Annotated in this window: 15 protein-coding genes and 2 pseudogenes; 12 read left to right on the plus strand and 5 right to left on the minus strand. The window is 56.3% G+C overall.

The annotated features are described in order from the left end of the window. Positions 1–272 precede the first annotated feature (272 nt). The 8 genes and pseudogenes from FPT12_RS20635 to FPT12_RS20670 all read left to right on the plus strand — a co-directional run bounded on the left by FPT12_RS20635 (position 273) and on the right by FPT12_RS20670 (position 5,778). Positions 273–554, plus strand: coding sequence for a hypothetical protein (locus tag FPT12_RS20635; RefSeq protein WP_145019329.1), 282 nt, complete (start codon positions 273–275; stop codon positions 552–554). Between the two features lie 412 nt (positions 555–966). After that, entirely contained in the window at positions 967–1,260 is a 294-nt protein-coding gene (locus FPT12_RS20640; protein ID WP_145019332.1) for a hypothetical protein, read from the plus strand. Positions 1,261–1,373: 113 nt separating this feature from the next. Then, a pseudogene (locus FPT12_RS20645) lies at positions 1,374–1,529 on the plus strand (YhfG family protein); the annotation flags it as partial. 88 nt (positions 1,530–1,617) lie between these two features. Next, positions 1,618–1,971 carry a DUF1493 family protein gene (locus FPT12_RS20650; protein ID WP_145019338.1) on the plus strand — a complete coding sequence of 118 codons (354 nt, stop codon included), beginning with the start codon at positions 1,618–1,620 and terminating at the stop codon, positions 1,969–1,971. A gap of 82 nt (positions 1,972–2,053) precedes the next feature. After that, positions 2,054–2,548: a helix-turn-helix domain-containing protein gene (locus FPT12_RS20655; RefSeq protein WP_145019341.1), complete on the plus strand. Its 495-nt coding sequence runs from the start codon at positions 2,054–2,056 to the stop codon at positions 2,546–2,548. Positions 2,549–2,587: 39 nt separating this feature from the next. Then, positions 2,588–2,980, plus strand: a pseudogene (locus FPT12_RS20660) (EamA family transporter); the annotation flags it as partial. Positions 2,981–3,373: 393 nt separating this feature from the next. After that, a complete protein-coding gene (locus FPT12_RS20665; protein WP_145019347.1) occupies positions 3,374–4,504 on the plus strand; it encodes a nucleoid-associated protein in 1,131 nt (376 codons plus the stop codon). After that, the gene (locus FPT12_RS20670) at positions 4,501–5,778 is read left to right on the plus strand and encodes a hypothetical protein (protein WP_145019350.1); all 1,278 of its coding nucleotides are present in this window, start codon (positions 4,501–4,503) and stop codon (positions 5,776–5,778) included. The genes FPT12_RS20665 and FPT12_RS20670 overlap by 4 nt, the downstream gene beginning before the upstream one ends. Before the next feature lie 59 nt (positions 5,779–5,837). Here the strand turns inward: FPT12_RS20670 and FPT12_RS20675 are convergent, their stop codons facing one another. The 3 genes from FPT12_RS20675 to FPT12_RS20690 form a co-directional block, all read right to left on the minus strand. After that, a complete protein-coding gene (locus FPT12_RS20675; RefSeq protein WP_145019353.1) occupies positions 5,838–7,379 on the minus strand; it encodes a phosphoenolpyruvate carboxykinase in 1,542 nt (513 codons plus the stop codon). Positions 7,380–7,558: 179 nt separating this feature from the next. Then, on the minus strand, positions 7,559–8,461 hold the full coding sequence (gene hslO, locus FPT12_RS20685; RefSeq protein WP_054595100.1) for an Hsp33 family molecular chaperone HslO: 903 nt from the start codon (positions 8,459–8,461) through the stop codon (positions 7,559–7,561). A gap of 184 nt (positions 8,462–8,645) precedes the next feature. After that, complete coding sequence (locus FPT12_RS20690; RefSeq protein WP_145019359.1) at positions 8,646–9,050, minus strand: RNA-binding S4 domain-containing protein; 405 nt, start codon at positions 9,048–9,050, stop codon at positions 8,646–8,648. Between the two features lie 219 nt (positions 9,051–9,269). On the opposite strand from FPT12_RS20690, the gene FPT12_RS20695 reads away from it, so the two are divergent. Both FPT12_RS20695 and rimK read left to right on the plus strand, forming a co-directional pair. After that, positions 9,270–9,752: an ATP-dependent zinc protease gene (locus tag FPT12_RS20695; protein ID WP_145019362.1), complete on the plus strand. Its 483-nt coding sequence runs from the start codon at positions 9,270–9,272 to the stop codon at positions 9,750–9,752. Continuing rightward, a complete protein-coding gene (gene rimK / locus FPT12_RS20700; protein WP_145019365.1) occupies positions 9,749–10,654 on the plus strand; it encodes a 30S ribosomal protein S6--L-glutamate ligase in 906 nt (301 codons plus the stop codon). Before FPT12_RS20695 ends, rimK begins: the two co-directional genes overlap by 4 nt. A 53-nt stretch (positions 10,655–10,707) precedes the next feature. Here the strand turns inward: rimK and FPT12_RS20705 are convergent, their stop codons facing one another. Then, positions 10,708–12,021: an ATP-binding protein gene (locus tag FPT12_RS20705; protein ID WP_145019368.1), complete on the minus strand. Its 1,314-nt coding sequence runs from the start codon at positions 12,019–12,021 to the stop codon at positions 10,708–10,710. 108 nt (positions 12,022–12,129) lie between these two features. Beyond that, positions 12,130–12,870, minus strand: coding sequence for a two-component system response regulator OmpR (gene ompR / locus FPT12_RS20710; protein ID WP_054595095.1), 741 nt, complete (start codon positions 12,868–12,870; stop codon positions 12,130–12,132). A gap of 360 nt (positions 12,871–13,230) precedes the next feature. Here ompR and FPT12_RS20715 point away from each other — a divergent pair, with 360 nt between their 5' ends. Next, positions 13,231–15,555, plus strand: coding sequence for a Tex family protein (locus tag FPT12_RS20715; RefSeq protein ID WP_145019371.1), 2,325 nt, complete (start codon positions 13,231–13,233; stop codon positions 15,553–15,555). Continuing rightward, the gene (locus tag FPT12_RS20720; RefSeq protein WP_145019373.1) at positions 15,555–15,938 is read left to right on the plus strand and encodes a PaaI family thioesterase; all 384 of its coding nucleotides are present in this window, start codon (positions 15,555–15,557) and stop codon (positions 15,936–15,938) included. Before FPT12_RS20715 ends, FPT12_RS20720 begins: the two co-directional genes overlap by 1 nt. Positions 15,939–15,949: the final 11 nt, after the last annotated feature.

Consider the following 15,949-nt stretch of genomic DNA (forward strand, 5'->3'; position numbering starts at 1 on the left):
GACGTCTAGAAACGTCCCACGGATTCTGGCGCGCACCATACAGAGATTTGCCGCGTTTCGCCTGACAATCGCGTAGGAAAATTGACCTCTAGGGGAATCGCTGAAAAAACTTCGGGTAGCACGTAGTCCTAAGCCTTGCGAACAAGTAAACCCCCTACACAACCTGTCCATTTGGGCTGTCTTGCGAGGTTTTGGGGTGGGGTTCTATAGTTTGCGGCGCGGCTGAACACCGTGTGTCGGCTAGCCGGAGCGACTTCCTAAAGGATCCCTCAATGAACCCGCCCGATCCATCAAACAACCGCTATCGCCCACTCAAAACCAGCTACAGCGAAACCCCGGTTCTGGTCATCGACACCGAGGCCCATCCCCACGCAATCCTGGACGCTGCCCGACAACGAATCCGCGCCTCCAGCGACCTGCTCGAAACCCTGTATTGCCTGTGCTTCAAACAAGCGGATGTGAAAGACATTCCGAATATCGTCAATGCGCTTTATCTGCTGACTCAGGATGGTAGCGAGTTGCTTGAGGTGGCTCGGCAGCGGATGACGAGGTGAAAACGTAGCCAACTGCTCGTTCCCACGCTCAGCGTGGGAACGATCAAAAAACGAGATGTCCTACGTCGGCGGACAGACCGATAGACACGGCCTTACCAATCTTCGTCCCCGTCCTACAACCTCGTGCTCCTTGTCGGCTATCGCCAGCCTGCGCAGCACATCTATAGTCGTGACCGTCGCTGCCAAATCAGCGGCTCGGGCTTGGTCACCCGAGTTAGATCTACGCATTCACTCGTTGTATGCTGCTGGCGCTTTTGTGTCAGTACGCTTTATGGCGGCTGTGTTTGGGACGTCTTCGGGCGTGCCGGGTAAGCGTGTGATCTCACCGGTTGACCAACCCGAACACAGTCCGTCTCCCATCGCTTGGTCACGATGGCGGCGCTTCCTTCTGATGCATTCGAGATTACACATTATGAATAATCCGTTCACAACTGATCGCTACCGCCCACTCCAATCCAACCTCACCGATTCCCCGGTTCTGATCATCGACACAGAGGCCAACCCGCAGGACATCCTCGAAGCAGCCCTGCAACGCATCCACGCCTCCAGCGACCTGCTCGAAACCTTGCACTGCCAATGCTTCAAACACGGCGATGTAAAAGACATTCCCCACATCACCCACGCCCTCTACCTGCTGACTCAGGACGGCCGCGACTTACTCCAGATCGCCCAGCAACGCATGCTGAACTGGAAAGCGCCTACCTGACACACCGCACGCGCAGGCACGCCACGTTCCTGTAGGAGCCTGGCTTGCCAGCGGTGAGCGCACCGTGTGTTTTCAGACATAAATGAAAGAAACAGCAGCCCGAGACTGCCGTCATGAGCCAATTAACCTTCAAACAAAAACAAGCGCACTACGAAAAGGTTCGCCGCTCAAACTACTTGGCCAGCCTACGCCTCGCCGGATTCGCCACCTCACCGGCGGACCTCAACAAACCACTTCCTACACGAGAAGAAGTGCTCACAAAGTACCGACAAGACGAGCCTCCAACTTCTGATTCCGCCCTTCCCCCCAAGCCTGACGGCCAATAAGATCCGCCTAAGCCCAACCGGATGCCCCGCAATGAACCTCGCCCCCAACTTCCCCGACGACAACGCCATGCAGTTACTCATGCAACTGCTGCACGAAGAACTCGACCTGCCCGAACGCAAAACCATCAGCCTCAACACCTCGATCAATTTCGACCTCGACTGCGATGGCTCAGACGCCCGGCATCTGATGGAAGCCCTGGAAGAACAGTTCACCATCGACTTCGTCGACTACGACGCCTATCGCTACTTCCAGCCCGAAGGCTTTGACGTGTTCCTCAAGCGCAGGGCCAAGGGTCGTGGCGAAAAAGTCCCGTTGACCATTGGCATGCTCTACCAAGCCATCAAGGCGCAACGCTGGGATACGCAGGAACTGGAAAACCAATAGCGCAGATGCCACACCTGAAAGCGTCCGCACAACTGCAATTATTCTGGCGCTAGCACCGCAGAAGTGAAGGAATATTAGCTTCATGGCTAGAAAAACGGCCTCACTGCTCCCGTCCATTGCACGGCTACTTACCGGCCTCGGCGAACGCCTCAAACTGGCTCGTTTGCGTAGAAAGCTGACCGCTAAACAAGTGGCTGAGCGTGCCGGCATGTCAGTCATGACATTGCGCTCTCTGGAGTCTGGTGGAGCGGGGGTGACGATTGGTGCCTATCTGTCAGTGATGCACGTATTGGGTTTGGAGCAAGACTTGAACACGATTGGCGCCGCGGATGAAGTGGGGCGTCATCTGCAGGACGCTCGATTGAGTCGTGCAGCGGGTCCTAGGGCTAAAAAGCTCGGACGTGAACATAGCGTGATCAAAACTAATACTCGGATACCGAGCTGCTTGCAGGAAGCAGGAGTCACTGAGAAATCGAACCTCAACGCGGGCGAATCCCTTCCCTTTCCGATCAACACCCACTCGTTGTCCGCATTGCTGATCAGGAAAAAGAAGCTTGGGCCCAAAAATAATGAATGAGGCGGCGTGCGCATAGTGCAGACGCTGGAAGAGTAATTCGCCAGCCGGCCCATCCCCTATGCCCTCCTCGCCGCTGGGTTCTACGGCACCAGCTTCTGGCTGCACGGCCAAACCATCCTGCCAGTTCTCGACCTGATCACCATGCTCTGGCTCGCTTACCTCGTCGGCTTCCGCATACTGGTGTTGATGCACCTCATGATCAAAGACGGTCTGAAAATCCCACCACTGCAAAACTGTATGACCCTCACGGACGTCAGCCTGATGAACCTCGACGGATTCTCGTCGTTCGCCTGGGGTGCGGCGGAGAGTTCGGTTTCTGTGGTGACTGCGATCAGCACGTTGTCCGGCGGGATTGCGGTGATTTTGGGATATGTGTTTTTCAAGGAGCGGTTGGAGAAGGGGCGAGTGGTGGGGCGTTTGTTTTGCATTTGAAGGGGTGACGTTTAAATCTCCGGATATTTCTTACATTTTGCTGGTCACCGTCCGGAAATAGCCTACGTTTATTAAGGATTGCTTCCGGTGCTCCCAAATTAATTTTCACCCAAGATCCGTGTACCTAGATTAGCCCCATACCGAAGATCTCAAGATATCGCCACGGAGTGATAGCCAAATGAAGGCACTTCGGTTTAGTCTCAAGGCGCAAGAGGATGACGACAGGGCCCAAGGAAGAAGAGAAAAACTAATGTCGTGTACAGCCAGAAACAACCAGATCTTCCACGACTGCATTGAATCCATCAACGCAACGCTCCTAATTCCCCCTAAGAAAATCAGACTTAACTCAGAAATGGGTGTAGCCGCTTTAGGCATAAATAATCTGGATTACATATGAGCGATCTAAAAATAAAATTCGCCGTAATACATGAGCTTGTAAAAGTCCAGCACAAATCGATTCAGCCGTCGATTATCAGAGCAGCACCGTTAGATCCGACAAACATCACGGTCAGCAAAATAGCTGGCGAAGTTACCAATGTATATGGCAGAAAGCAAAATAGCGCTCATTATGGCGTTTTTAGCAGTGGTAAGGATCGCGGCGGCTTCCCGGACAGCTTTGACAAATATGCCTCTATACTGTCTCCTACAGAATTAAACTTCATGACTATAAGCCGTGCCGTCATGGAAAACCTTTACGAAACAGCAAAAGATATCACTCCCGCATCAGGAGGCTACCTCCTATTTTCGGATTATGAAATTTCTAGCAATCGTTTCTTCATGATAGCCATGATTAAAGGAAGAGAAGGCTTTAGGCTTAGCGCCAATCTCGAGCCCGAAGAATTGCTTGAGCTCGACCTAACAAAACTTAATCAAGCGGCCCGAATCAACCTAAACAAATACAAAACATACAAGACCGCCACACCAGCAGACAAACAAGAAATAAATTACTTAAGCTTTGTAAGCCCAAGCAGTACTCAATCTGCAGCCGGATACTTTGTTACAGCTTTAGGCTGCTCAAAAGGTACTGCATCTGCTCTCGCCACCAAAACCCTAATAAAAGAAAGCTCCGTTTTTTTTGAAAAAACACCAGAGCTAGCCGCATCTAAAAGTAAATTTCGCCAAGACCTCATAGAGTATCTCAATAACAAAAAGCCGGGAGACTCAATTCGCCTTTCCGAGGTAGAGCAACTAGCAAGAAAATACATCCCATCTACAGAACAAGGCCAAGCCGATAAAATTGCAGAAAACTTCCTTGAGTATCTAAATGGAGACGAGCACTCTATACCAGTCGAGTTCCCCATTAATCACGCCACCGTACAGAAATTCACACACGTCAGTTATAAAGATGACAGTTTACAAATAAAATTTGAAAAGCTCTCCTTTGGAGACGACCCAAGCGCCGCGGTCTTCTTTGACAGAACAAATAAAAAACTTACATTCAGCAATATACCTAAGGCTTTATTGGAGTTATTAGAAACTGAGCTATCTCAAAAAAAATCTGAGAAAGCGGTAGCCGGAAAATGACTAGTTCACAGTCCTTCGGTGAAGTCGTAGCTCTGTACAGAGCAGCAGGAAAACCACTCATTGAAGGTGTGAGGTTCAAGGGAGAGATCACGAGTACTTCATGCGAGTATCTAAATTCATTAAGAAATGAAGATCATGAATTTGGACGCTTTGAAGAACTGACTCTCGATAATACCGAAATACTTCCTAGCGAAGAACTTCCTGCTCATTGGGATGTGGCAAAATTTACTTGGATACTGGCATCAAACTCTAACTGTAAATTTTATAGCGACCTTACTGAACTAACCAGTTCGACGGGCAAAGGTTATCTTCCAGAACACTATTACATTCTGGCGCTAGATCATGCTGACACAGATCCGATTACAACTGAAATTCAACAGATCACGACCATATGCACCCTGATAAAATCTCTGTCTGTAATCGCTGACTATCACGATGAAAAGAACGACTCCAATTGCTTCAATTTAATATTCACGCAATACGAGGGAGATACGAGCAGCAAAACAACAGCCATCAAAACTCGAATTTCCAGCCAAGGTCTTAGATCGATAAACATTTCGTTAGCAACAAGTCTAGCTCAAGAAGATGAGTCGTCCGACATACATCACCAGTCGAAAATTTACACATTTAAAAGTTCAATAGTTGAATTTTGCGACCTTACAAAACCTGAGGACCGTTTTGAAAAGCTGATAACCGAGTGGGATGTCTTTTTAAAGCTATACAACAATAATCTCAGCACCTACTTGAGTGGATTTTCATTCCACAAGGCAAAAAAAGAAGTAGCATCCGCTCAAATATCTATAGCCGAACAACTTTCAAAAATTACTAGCGAAACAACAACAAGAGTTCTAAGCATACCAATATCATTTGCCGCCATAATCGGACTACTTAATTTAAAGTCGCTACCTGAAGCTCTTTTAATTTTTGCTGGCCTGCTTATACTTTCATTTATAACAACTGCAGCCATTTCAAATCAAAACAAGCAGCTCTCAAGATTAATCGCTTCTAGAAAAATAACATTTACAGCATTCCAAGGCAAAGCCAGCTCTTACCCCGACGATCTAAACACCGATATAACGGAGGCTAAGACAGCCTTGGAGGCGAACGAGCGTTATCTAATCAAGACCCTACTTTGGTACCGAGCACTAGGGTGGTTACCGACACTTATAGCCATCATAACCATTGTGATCAACTTTGGACCTTCGCTTCGAGAGTATAAAACCTTCTCAGTACCGATCATTAAACTATTTTCAGCAGTGATCATTATTGCTTAAGGGCACACATAAAAAAGCCGCCCCTAGGGGCGGCTTTTTTCATTACATCAAACCAACTCTTACAACTTCGGCCCAGCAGCCTTGATCGCGTCGCTCACTTCAAACTTCTTGAAGTTCTCAACAAACAGACCGGCCAACGCCTTAGCAGCCTCATCGTAAGCAGCCTTGTCAGCCCAGGTGTTACGTGGGTTCAACAGGCCAGTCTCAACGCCCGGTACGGCCAGTGGCACGTCGAGGTTGATGGTGTCGAGGTGTTCGGTGGCTGCACCGATCAACGCGCCGCTCTGGATCGCTGCGATCACCGCGCGGGTGGTCGGGATGTTGAAGCGTTTGCCGACGCCGTAGCCGCCGCCGGTCCAGCCGGTGTTGACCAGGTAGACCTTGGAGCCGAAGCCGCGGATGCGCTTGATCAGCAGCTCTGCGTATTCGCCAGCCGGACGCGGGAAGAACGGTGCGCCGAAGCAGGTGGAGAAGGTCGACTTGATGCCGCTGCCCGAACCCATTTCAGTCGAGCCCACCAGTGCGGTGTAGCCGGACAGGAAGTGGTAGGCCGCTTGTTCTTCATTGAGGATCGACACTGGCGGCAGCACGCCGGTCAGGTCGCAGGTCAGGAAGATCACTGCGTTTGGCTCGCCACCGAGGTTCTTCTCGGAACGCTTGGCAACGTGCTCCAGCGGGTAGGCGGCGCGGCTGTTCTGGGTCAGGCTGACATCGGTGTAGTCGGCGTGTTTGGCGTCGTCGATCACAACGTTTTCCAGGACGGCGCCGTGCTTGATGGCTTTCCAGATGACTGGCTCGTTCTTCTCGGACAGGTCGATGCACTTGGCATAGCAACCGCCTTCGATGTTGAACACCACGCCCTCGCCCCAGCCGTGTTCGTCGTCACCGATCAGGTAACGGCTTTCGTCGGCGGACAGGGTGGTCTTGCCGGTGCCGGACAGACCGAAGAACAGGGTCACATCGCCCGCTTCGCCGATGTTGGCGGCGCAGTGCATTGGCAGCACGTCGGCAGCCGGCAGCAGGAAGTTCTGCACCGAGAACATGGCTTTCTTCATTTCACCGGCGTAGCGCATGCCGGCGAGCAGCACTTTCTTCTGCGCGAAGTTGATGATCACGCAGCCGTCGGAGTTGGTGCCGTCACGCTCTGGCACGCACTCGAAGTTGGCGACGTTCAGAACTTGCCACTCTTCACGACCAGCCGGGTTGTACTGGGCCGGGTTGATGAACAGGCAACGACCGAACAGGTTCTGCCAGGCAGTCTGGGTGGTCATTTTCACGGCCAGGTAGTGCTCTTCAGCCGAACCTACGTGCACGTGGGAAACGAAATGCTCTTGCGCATTGTTGAACGCCTCAACGCGGTCCCACAGGGCATCGAACTTGTCGGCCGGGAACTTGCGGTTGATCGGGCCCCAGGCGATAGCGGCCTGAGTGCTTGGCTCTTCAACGATGAAACGGTCGACTGGCGAACGACCAGTACGGTGACCGGTGCGAACCACCAGAGCGCCGGTATCGGCAAGCTCGCCCTCACCGCGACTCAGGGCTTCTTTAACCAGATCATCAACACTCAGATCGGTGTACACAGCATTATTGGCTTGCGTCATGAGGTTCCCCGTCGGCCAGTGGCCGAGTGCTCCAAACGTTTTGTAGTAGAAAGTCGCGCACTACTACCGCTAAAAAAGTGGGCCGGATTATGCCAGAAAAGCCCAAAAATAGTAGGGCCCTCCCGTCAGGACGGCGCTATTCCGGCGTTTACCAGTGAATTTACCTGCGCTGAAGCGTTTCAGTGACGGGTATCTGACGGCGTATCAACACCCGCTCCAGCGAACAATTGGGTGATATCGGCCGCATCGAACAGGTAGCGCTGGTTGCAGAACTGGCAGTCGATTTCGATGTGACCACCGTGCTCGACGACCAGTGCCTGAGCATCTTCCTGACCCAGGCTGGACAGCGCGTTTGCAGAACGCTCACGCGAGCAACTGCAATGGAAGCGTAGTTTCTGCACATCAAACAGGCGCACCTGCTCTTCGTGGTAGAGACGATGCAAGATGGTTTCGTTGTCCAGGCTCAGCAGTTCATCGGCGGTCAGGGTGCTGCCCAGCGCGGTGATGTGCTGCCAGCTGGCGGCGCGTTCTTCTTCGTCTTTCAGGCGGTCGGCCGGCAGTTGTTGCAGCAGCAGACCACGGGCGCGACGACCGTCGGCGTGCAGCCAGAAGCGCGTGCCGACTTGCTGCGACATGACGAAATAGTTGGTGAAGCAGTCTGCCAGGGTCGCGCCGTCGAGGTCGACGATGCCTTGGTAACGCTGGCCCTGGGTCGGGTCGACGGTGAGCGCCAGCACGCCGTCGGGCATCATGTCGGCCAGAGTCGCGTCAGCGGCGATCAGGTCTGCGTCGTAACGGGCCAGACCACGGATTTCACGCTCGCTGGAGCACTCGATCATCAACAGCGACACCGGGCCTTCGGAACGCGCCTGCAGGATCAGCAAGCCATCGAACTTCAAGGTGCCGACCAGCAGCGCCGCCGCCGCCATCAGTTCGCCAAGCAGTTGCGCGACCGGCTCCGGATAGGGGTGTTTGGCGAGGACTTCGGCATAGCTACGCTCCAACGCCACCAGCTCGCCACGGGTGTCGCTGTCATCGAAGATGAAGCGTTGGGTGAAGTCGGTATCCGGTAGATCAGTCATAGGTCTGGGTATCTGAAGTGAAGACTAAAGGATGACAAGGGCTGAAAGCCGCACCTTGCGCACCGTTCCGGTGCATTAATGTTGGCCATGGCAGGCATTTTATGAACAATCCGGGTTTGTTCCAAGCAAGGCAGAATCGCGGCATATTGACGCGGTGTAGTTTAGCCCCGTTAGCGGCCAATCCTTATTCGTTGCTGCTGCCATGAAACTTGAACAGGTCCCGGCGCTGTTTCTTGCTCGGTTTGCCGTCGGTGCTGACGCCCAGGGCGCCGGCCTTGCGCTGGGCTGCGGCGTTTTCGCGCTTGGCGATGCTGGCTTCGGTCTCAACGTACAACGTCTGGGCCTCGGGGGCGCCACGACGGACAATCGAGAGCGCCTGGACCACTACGGTGCGCTCATCGAAACCGGCGCGAATCTGAAACTCGTCACCAACTCTCGGTTCTTTGCCCGGCTTGCAGCGCTCACCCCGGCAATGCACCTTGCCACTTTCGATCGCGGCCTTGGCCAGCGCACGGGTTTTGTAAAAACGCGCCGCCCACAACCATTTATCGAGACGGACTTTGTCGTCCTCTTCGTTTTTTTGTGCCATGGGTTTTCCTCATTCTGAAATATTTCTGAACTGTACTACCGTTTCTGTCGTGCCATGAATTTCACCGGTTCAGCATACAATGCGCGACGCTACTGAGCCTCGCTCGGGAGCCAGAAATCCGGGCCGTAGATATCTGTCGCCTTTTACCTATTATTCTGCGTGAATACCGCGAATTCGGCCGTTTTGCGGTGCGAACGGTTCCTCACCGGTTGAGCACATTTGAAGACATTTGACCATTTGACCGTTGTGGGTCTGCGTGAATGGGTGGCGCTCCCTGATTTGGGAGTCGCGGGCCTGCGGGCGAAGATCGACACCGGCGCCAGCACCTCCAGCCTGCATGCCACCGAAATCGAGCCGTTTGAGCGCGACGGGGAAACGTGGGTGCGTTTCAACGCGCACCTGGGCACGGTGGTGCAGTTGCGTCACCGCCGCTGCGAAGCGCCGCTGGTGACGATGAAAACCATTAAAAGCTCCAACGGCCAGGCACAGGTGCGTTACGTGATCAGTACCACCCTGGCGCTCGGCGATCGGGTTTGGCGAGTGGAGTTCACCCTCGCCTGCCGCAAGTCCATGCGTTATCGCCTGTTGCTCGGTTCCAAAGCCCTGATCGACGGCCAGTTGGTGGTCAATCCAGGCATTAAATACGTTCAAGACAAGCCGGTGTTCCCGGTGTCCATTACCTCTTCCACAGGTGTTGCATGAAGATCGCTGTGCTGTCGCGGAACCCGCGTCTGTATTCCACTCGTCGTTTGGTTGAGGCCGGCACCGAACGCGGGCATGAGATGGTGGTGATCGACACCCTGCGCGCCTATATGAACATCGCCAGTCATAAGCCGCAAATCCACTACCGCGGCAAGCCGCTGGAAGGCTTTGATGCCGTGATTCCGCGGATCGGCGCTTCGGTAACTTTTTATGGCTGCGCGGTGTTGCGCCAGTTCGAAATGATGGGCGTGTTCCCGCTCAACGAGTCGGTGGCCATCGCCCGCTCGCGGGACAAATTGCGCTCGCTGCAATTGCTTTCACGTCGCGGTATTGGTTTGCCGGTCACCGGTTTTGCGCACTCACCGGACGACATTCCCGACCTGATCGATATGGTCAACGGCGCACCGCTGGTGATCAAAGTGCTGGAAGGCACCCAGGGCATCGGCGTGGTGATGTGTGAAACGGCGACGGCAGCAGAGTCGGTGATCGAGGCGTTCATGGGCCTCAAGCAGAACATCATGGTTCAGGAGTACATCAAGGAAGCCGGCGGCGCGGACATTCGCTGCTTTGTGGTCGGCGACAAGGTGATTGCCGCAATGAAGCGTCAGGCCAAGCCCGGCGAGTTCCGCTCCAACCTGCACCGTGGCGGCAGCGCCAGCCTGATCAAGATCACCCCGGAAGAGCGCATGACCGCGTTGCGTGCGGCCAAGGTCATGGGCCTGAGCGTGGCGGGCGTGGATATCCTGCGTTCCAACCACGGGCCGCTGGTGATGGAAGTGAACTCGTCGCCGGGCCTGGAAGGGATCGAAACCACCACCAGCAAGGACGTGGCAGGGATCATCATTGAGCACATCGAGAAGAACGGCGGGCCGAATATGACGCGAACCAAGGGCAAGGGTTAACAGACGATCGTTCCCACGCTCCGCGTGGGAACGATCGGAACTTGCCGCTGCTATTAAACCGCATCTCTAGGCAACATCAACCCAAGCGGCAACCGCACTCGCGCTTCCAACCCACCACCGGAACGGTTACGCAGTTCAACGTTGCCGCCATGCATCGAAGCAATCCGCTTGACGATAGCGAGCCCCAACCCTGTGCCCTTGCCGCCCCGCGCACGGTCGCCACGGGTGAAAGGGTTGAAGATTGCTTCCAGCTCTGACGGATCGATCCCGGCGCCACGGTCCATGACGCTCAGCACCACGTACGGCGCGCTGACATCTCCCGAGACATACGCCGCCACTTCAACGCCGCTGCCAGCATGATGCAAGGCGTTGCCGATCAGGTTGTTCAAGAGGCGTTTCATCGAGACACGGCGCAACGGAAACGGCTGAATCGGCTCCAGACGCAAGCGCACCCGCTCTTCGTTCTGGTTGTAAGGCGCCGCCACCTCGCGCACCAGATCACTCAGGTCGACCTCTTCGACCGACTCGTCCCGACCATCGCGAATGAACGCCAGGAACTGGTCGAGAATCGCGTCCATGTCTTCGATGTCACGCACCATGTCGTCGCTCAGTTCGCTGTGGTTGCCCATCAGCTCCAGCGACAGACGCAAGCGGGTCAGCGGCGTGCGCAGGTCGTGTGAAACCCCGGCGAGCATCAATTCACGCTCGCGGCCGGCCTGTTCAACGTCTTCCGCCATCTGGTTGAACGCTCGATAGACCTCGGTCATTTCACTCGGCGTGTCGCTGATCGGCAGGCGCACGCTGCGCCCCTGACCCAGTTGCCGGGCGGCATCGACCAGGCGTTTGAGCGGCTGGTTGAGCTGGCTGACGAAAATCCACGCCGAGGCGGTGGATAACAAGCCGATCGCGAGAAACCAGCCGAGAACGTTCCAGATTTTCTGGCCGCGCAGCGGATGCGGGTACAGCGGTACTTTCAGCCAGCCATCGCCCAGGCTGGGCGCCCGGACCCAGAGCGCCGGCGGTGCATGCATGCGTAATCGAACTTCAGTGTCGGCGCCCAATTCCGTTTGCATCTGCCGCTGGTAGATCTCGCTGTAAGGCCAATGTTGTTCGCCTTCGGGCACACCCGCACCCACTACCCGAATCAGGGGCACACGATCGGCAATCTTCGCCCGGTTTTCTTCGTCCGCCGCCCAGTAGGCACGCAAGGTCAGCGCAACACCGTGACTGTATTGGCGGTCCACCAGCACGTCCTCGTTCATCAACAGATAAACCAGGGTCAGCGCCTTGGAAAACAGCACGACGATCAGCACCAGCCAGAGCGTGCGAGAGAAGAAACTTTGGGGGAACCACACGGGGGTTTTCATAGACAACCGCTACACACTTTGCAGGAACGAGCGAGGCTCGCAGAATTGCGGATCGCGAATCAACCGGGCGACACGTTACCCGGCTGACCCGCTCCTACAAATCATCGATCACTTGGTCGCGGTGCCGTCCGGAACGAACACGTACCCCACGCCCCAGACCGTTTGAATGTAACGTGGTTTCGACGGATCAGGCTCGATCATCCGGCGCAGGCGGGAGATCTGCACGTCGATGGAGCGCTCCAGGGCATCCCATTCGCGGCCACGGGCCAGATTCATCAGCTTGTCGCGGGTCAGCGGTTGACGCGCATTCATCACCAACGCCTTGAGCACCGCGAATTCACCGGTGGTGAGCATGTGTACTTCGTCGCCGCGCTTGAGTTCGCGAGTCGCCAACGACAATTCGTAATCACCGAAGGTCACACTTTCGTCTTCGCTGCCCGGTGCGCCCGGCACGGGAGCCGACTGGCGACGCAGGACCGCTTTGACACGCGCCATCAGCTCGTCCGGGTTGAACGGCTTGGCCAGGTAATCATCGGCGCCCAGTTCCAGGCCCTTGATACGGCTTAGCTCATCGCCCTTGGCGGTGAGCATGATGATCGGAATCTGATTGTTTGCGCCACGCAGCCGGCGGCAGGCGGTCAGGCCGTCTTCGCCGGGCAACATCAGGTCGAGGACAACCAGGTTGAACACTTCACGTGCCAGCAGGCGATCCATCTGTTCGGTGTTCGGTACGGCGCGGGCACGATAGCCCTTGCTGACGAAAAAACGTTCCAGCAGGCTGCTGAGCCCCGGATCGTCGTCAACGATAAGAATTTTTTCGCCTTCAGCAGTTTGTGCAGTGCTGCTCATTGGATGCTCCTTTGATCTCGGCGCGCATTATGGCGTAGCTGCCGTTATACGCACCGTGTGCATTGTTAGCAGATTTTTCCTCTACCGCCAGCGACATGGCCTTTATGCCTACAGCCCGCGATGCCCCCATCGGGCAGAACGGCGGTTATAATGCGCGGCCTTTTGTGTCGGGCAACGTCTGATCGTTACTGCCGGTGGCGGCTTTTATTTTTCATCACCCGGCAGTAATTGTTCGATTCCACGGGTCAATGGGATGCCTTTTGATCCAGGTAGCGGCGCTGGCCAGGCCGCTCAACCAGACTCGCCGGGCCTTATTCCCTGCGCCCGCGAGCCTGCTTTCACAATTTGTCAGGTGGTTTTATGGACAGCATCAACAGCCGCATCGCCGAGGAACTCGGTGTACGCCCACAACAGGTCGAAGCGGCCGTCGCGCTACTCGATGAAGGCTCCACGGTGCCCTTCATCGCCCGCTACCGGAAAGAAGTGACCGGCAGCCTCGATGACACGCAATTGCGTCATCTGGAAGAGCGTCTGCGCTACCTGCGAGAACTCGACGAACGGCGCATCAGCATCCTTGCCAGCATCGAAGAGCAAGGCAAGCTGACCCCGCAACTCGAGCGCGATATCAAACTCGCCGACACCAAGACCCGCCTCGAAGACTTGTACCTGCCGTACAAGCAAAAACGCCGCACCAAGGGCCAGATCGCCCTGGAAGCCGGCCTCGGCGAACTGGCAGACGGCCTGTTCAACGACCCGAACCTGACGCCAGACACCGAAGCCGCACGCTTCGTCAACGCCGAAAAAGGCGTGGCGGATGTGAAAGCGGCCCTCGAAGGCGCCAAGTACATCCTCATGGAGCGCTTCGCCGAAGACGCCAACCTGCTGGAAAAACTGCGCAACTACCTGAAGCAGGAAGCCACCCTCAGTGCCCGCGTGATCGCCGGCAAGGAAGAGGAAGGCGCCAAGTTCCGCGATTACTTCGAACACGACGAACCGCTGAAAAGCATGCCGTCGCACCGCGCCCTGGCGATTTTCCGTGGCCGCAACGAAGGCATCCTCAGCTCCGCGCTGAAAGTCGGTGACGAACTGCCGGGCACCATGCACCCGTGCGAAGGCATGATCGGTCAGCAATTCGGCATCGCCAACCAGAACCGCCCGGCCGATAAATGGCTGGGTGAAGTGGTGCGCTGGACCTGGAAGGTCAAGCTCTACACCCACCTGGAAACCGACCTGCTCGGTGAGCTGCGCGACGGCGCCGAGACTGAAGCGATCAACGTCTTCGCCCACAACCTGCACGACTTGCTGCTGGCAGCCCCCGCCGGCCCGCGTGCCACACTGGGCCTGGACCCGGGCCTGCGTACCGGCTGCAAGGTGGCGGTGGTCGATTCCACCGGCAAGCTGCTGGATCACGCCACGGTTTACCCGCACGTGCCGCACAACAAGTGGGACCAGACCATCGCCGTGCTCGCGGCCCTGTGCGCCAAGCACTCGGTGGACCTGATCGCCATCGGCAACGGCACCGCCAGCCGGGAAACCGACAAGCTCGCCGCGGACCTGATCAAAAAATACCCGGCGATGAAAATGACCAAGGTCATGGTCTCCGAAGCCGGCGCTTCGGTGTACTCGGCCTCGGAGCTAGCGTCCAAGGAATTCCCGGACCTCGACGTGTCGATCCGTGGCGCGGTGTCGATTGCCCGTCGCTTGCAAGATCCGCTGGCCGAACTGGTGAAAATCGATCCGAAATCCATCGGTGTCGGCCAGTACCAGCACGACGTGTCACAGCTGAAACTGGCCCGTGGCCTGGACGCGGTGGTCGAAGACTGCGTGAACGCCGTTGGCGTCGACGTGAACACCGCCTCCGTCGCGCTGCTGGCCCGCATCTCCGGCCTCAACGCGACCCTGGCGCAGAACATCGTGACCCACCGCGATGAAAACGGTGCGTTCAAAACCCGTGCAGCGTTGAAGAAAGTCGCCCGCCTCGGCGAAAAAACCTTCGAACAGGCCGCCGGCTTCCTGCGCGTGATGAACGGTGACAACCCGCTCGACTCCTCCGCTGTTCACCCGGAAGCCTATCCACTGGTGCAACGCATCGCCGCTGAAACCGACCGCGACATTCGCTCGCTGATCGGCGACGCCGCTTTCCTCAAGCGTCTCGATCCGAAGAAGTACACCGACGAAACCTTCGGTCTGCCAACGGTCACCGACATCCTGCAAGAACTGGAAAAGCCGGGCCGCGACCCGCGTCCCGAGTTCAAGACCGCCGAGTTCCAGGAAGGCGTCGAAGACCTCAAGGACTTGCAGCTGGGGATGATCCTCGAAGGCGTGGTGACCAACGTGACCAACTTCGGCGCTTTTGTCGATATCGGCGTGCATCAGGACGGTTTGGTGCATATCTCCGCGCTTTCGGAGAAATTCATCAAGGATCCGCGTGAGGCGGTGAAAGCCGGTGACGTGGTCAAGGTCAAGGTCATGGAAGTCGACATCCCGCGCAAACGCGTTGGCCTGTCGATGCGCATGAGCGACACCCCGGGCGAGAAGATCGACGGTGCCCGTGGCGCGCGTCCAGGTTCGGCGCCGCGTCAGTCTTCGAGCCCCGCACCGCGCAAGGAAACCACGGCAGCGGCGCCGAGCAACAACGCCATGGCGTCGCTGTTCGCCAACGCCAAGCAGTTGAAGAAGCGCTGATGGAAATCCCTGCGGGGTTGACCGAAAGCGCTTTTTTCAAGCTGCTGGGTTGCCGTTTGCACAGCCTTGAGGTCGGGGTGGCGCAAGTCGCCCTGGCGCTTGAGCCGCAACTGCGCAATCGCGGCGGCAAGCTGCACGGCGGGGCGCTGTTCAGCCTGGTGGACATTGCCATGGGGCTGGCCTGTTCCAGTTCCCATGGTTTCGACCAGCAGAGCGCGACCATCGAGTGCAAGATCAACTACGTGCGCGCCGTTTCCGAAGGCGAAGTCCTGTGCACCGCCCGGGTGATTCACCCGGGTCGGCGTACGCTGGTGGTCGAAGCCGATGTGATGCAAAGCGACAAACTGGTCGCAAAAGCACAAGGCACGTTCGCTGTCCTGTAGCTCCCTGTCAT

This window comes from Pseudomonas sp. H3(2019) (assembly GCF_007713465.1).
Lineage (GTDB): Bacteria > Pseudomonadota > Gammaproteobacteria > Pseudomonadales > Pseudomonadaceae > Aquipseudomonas.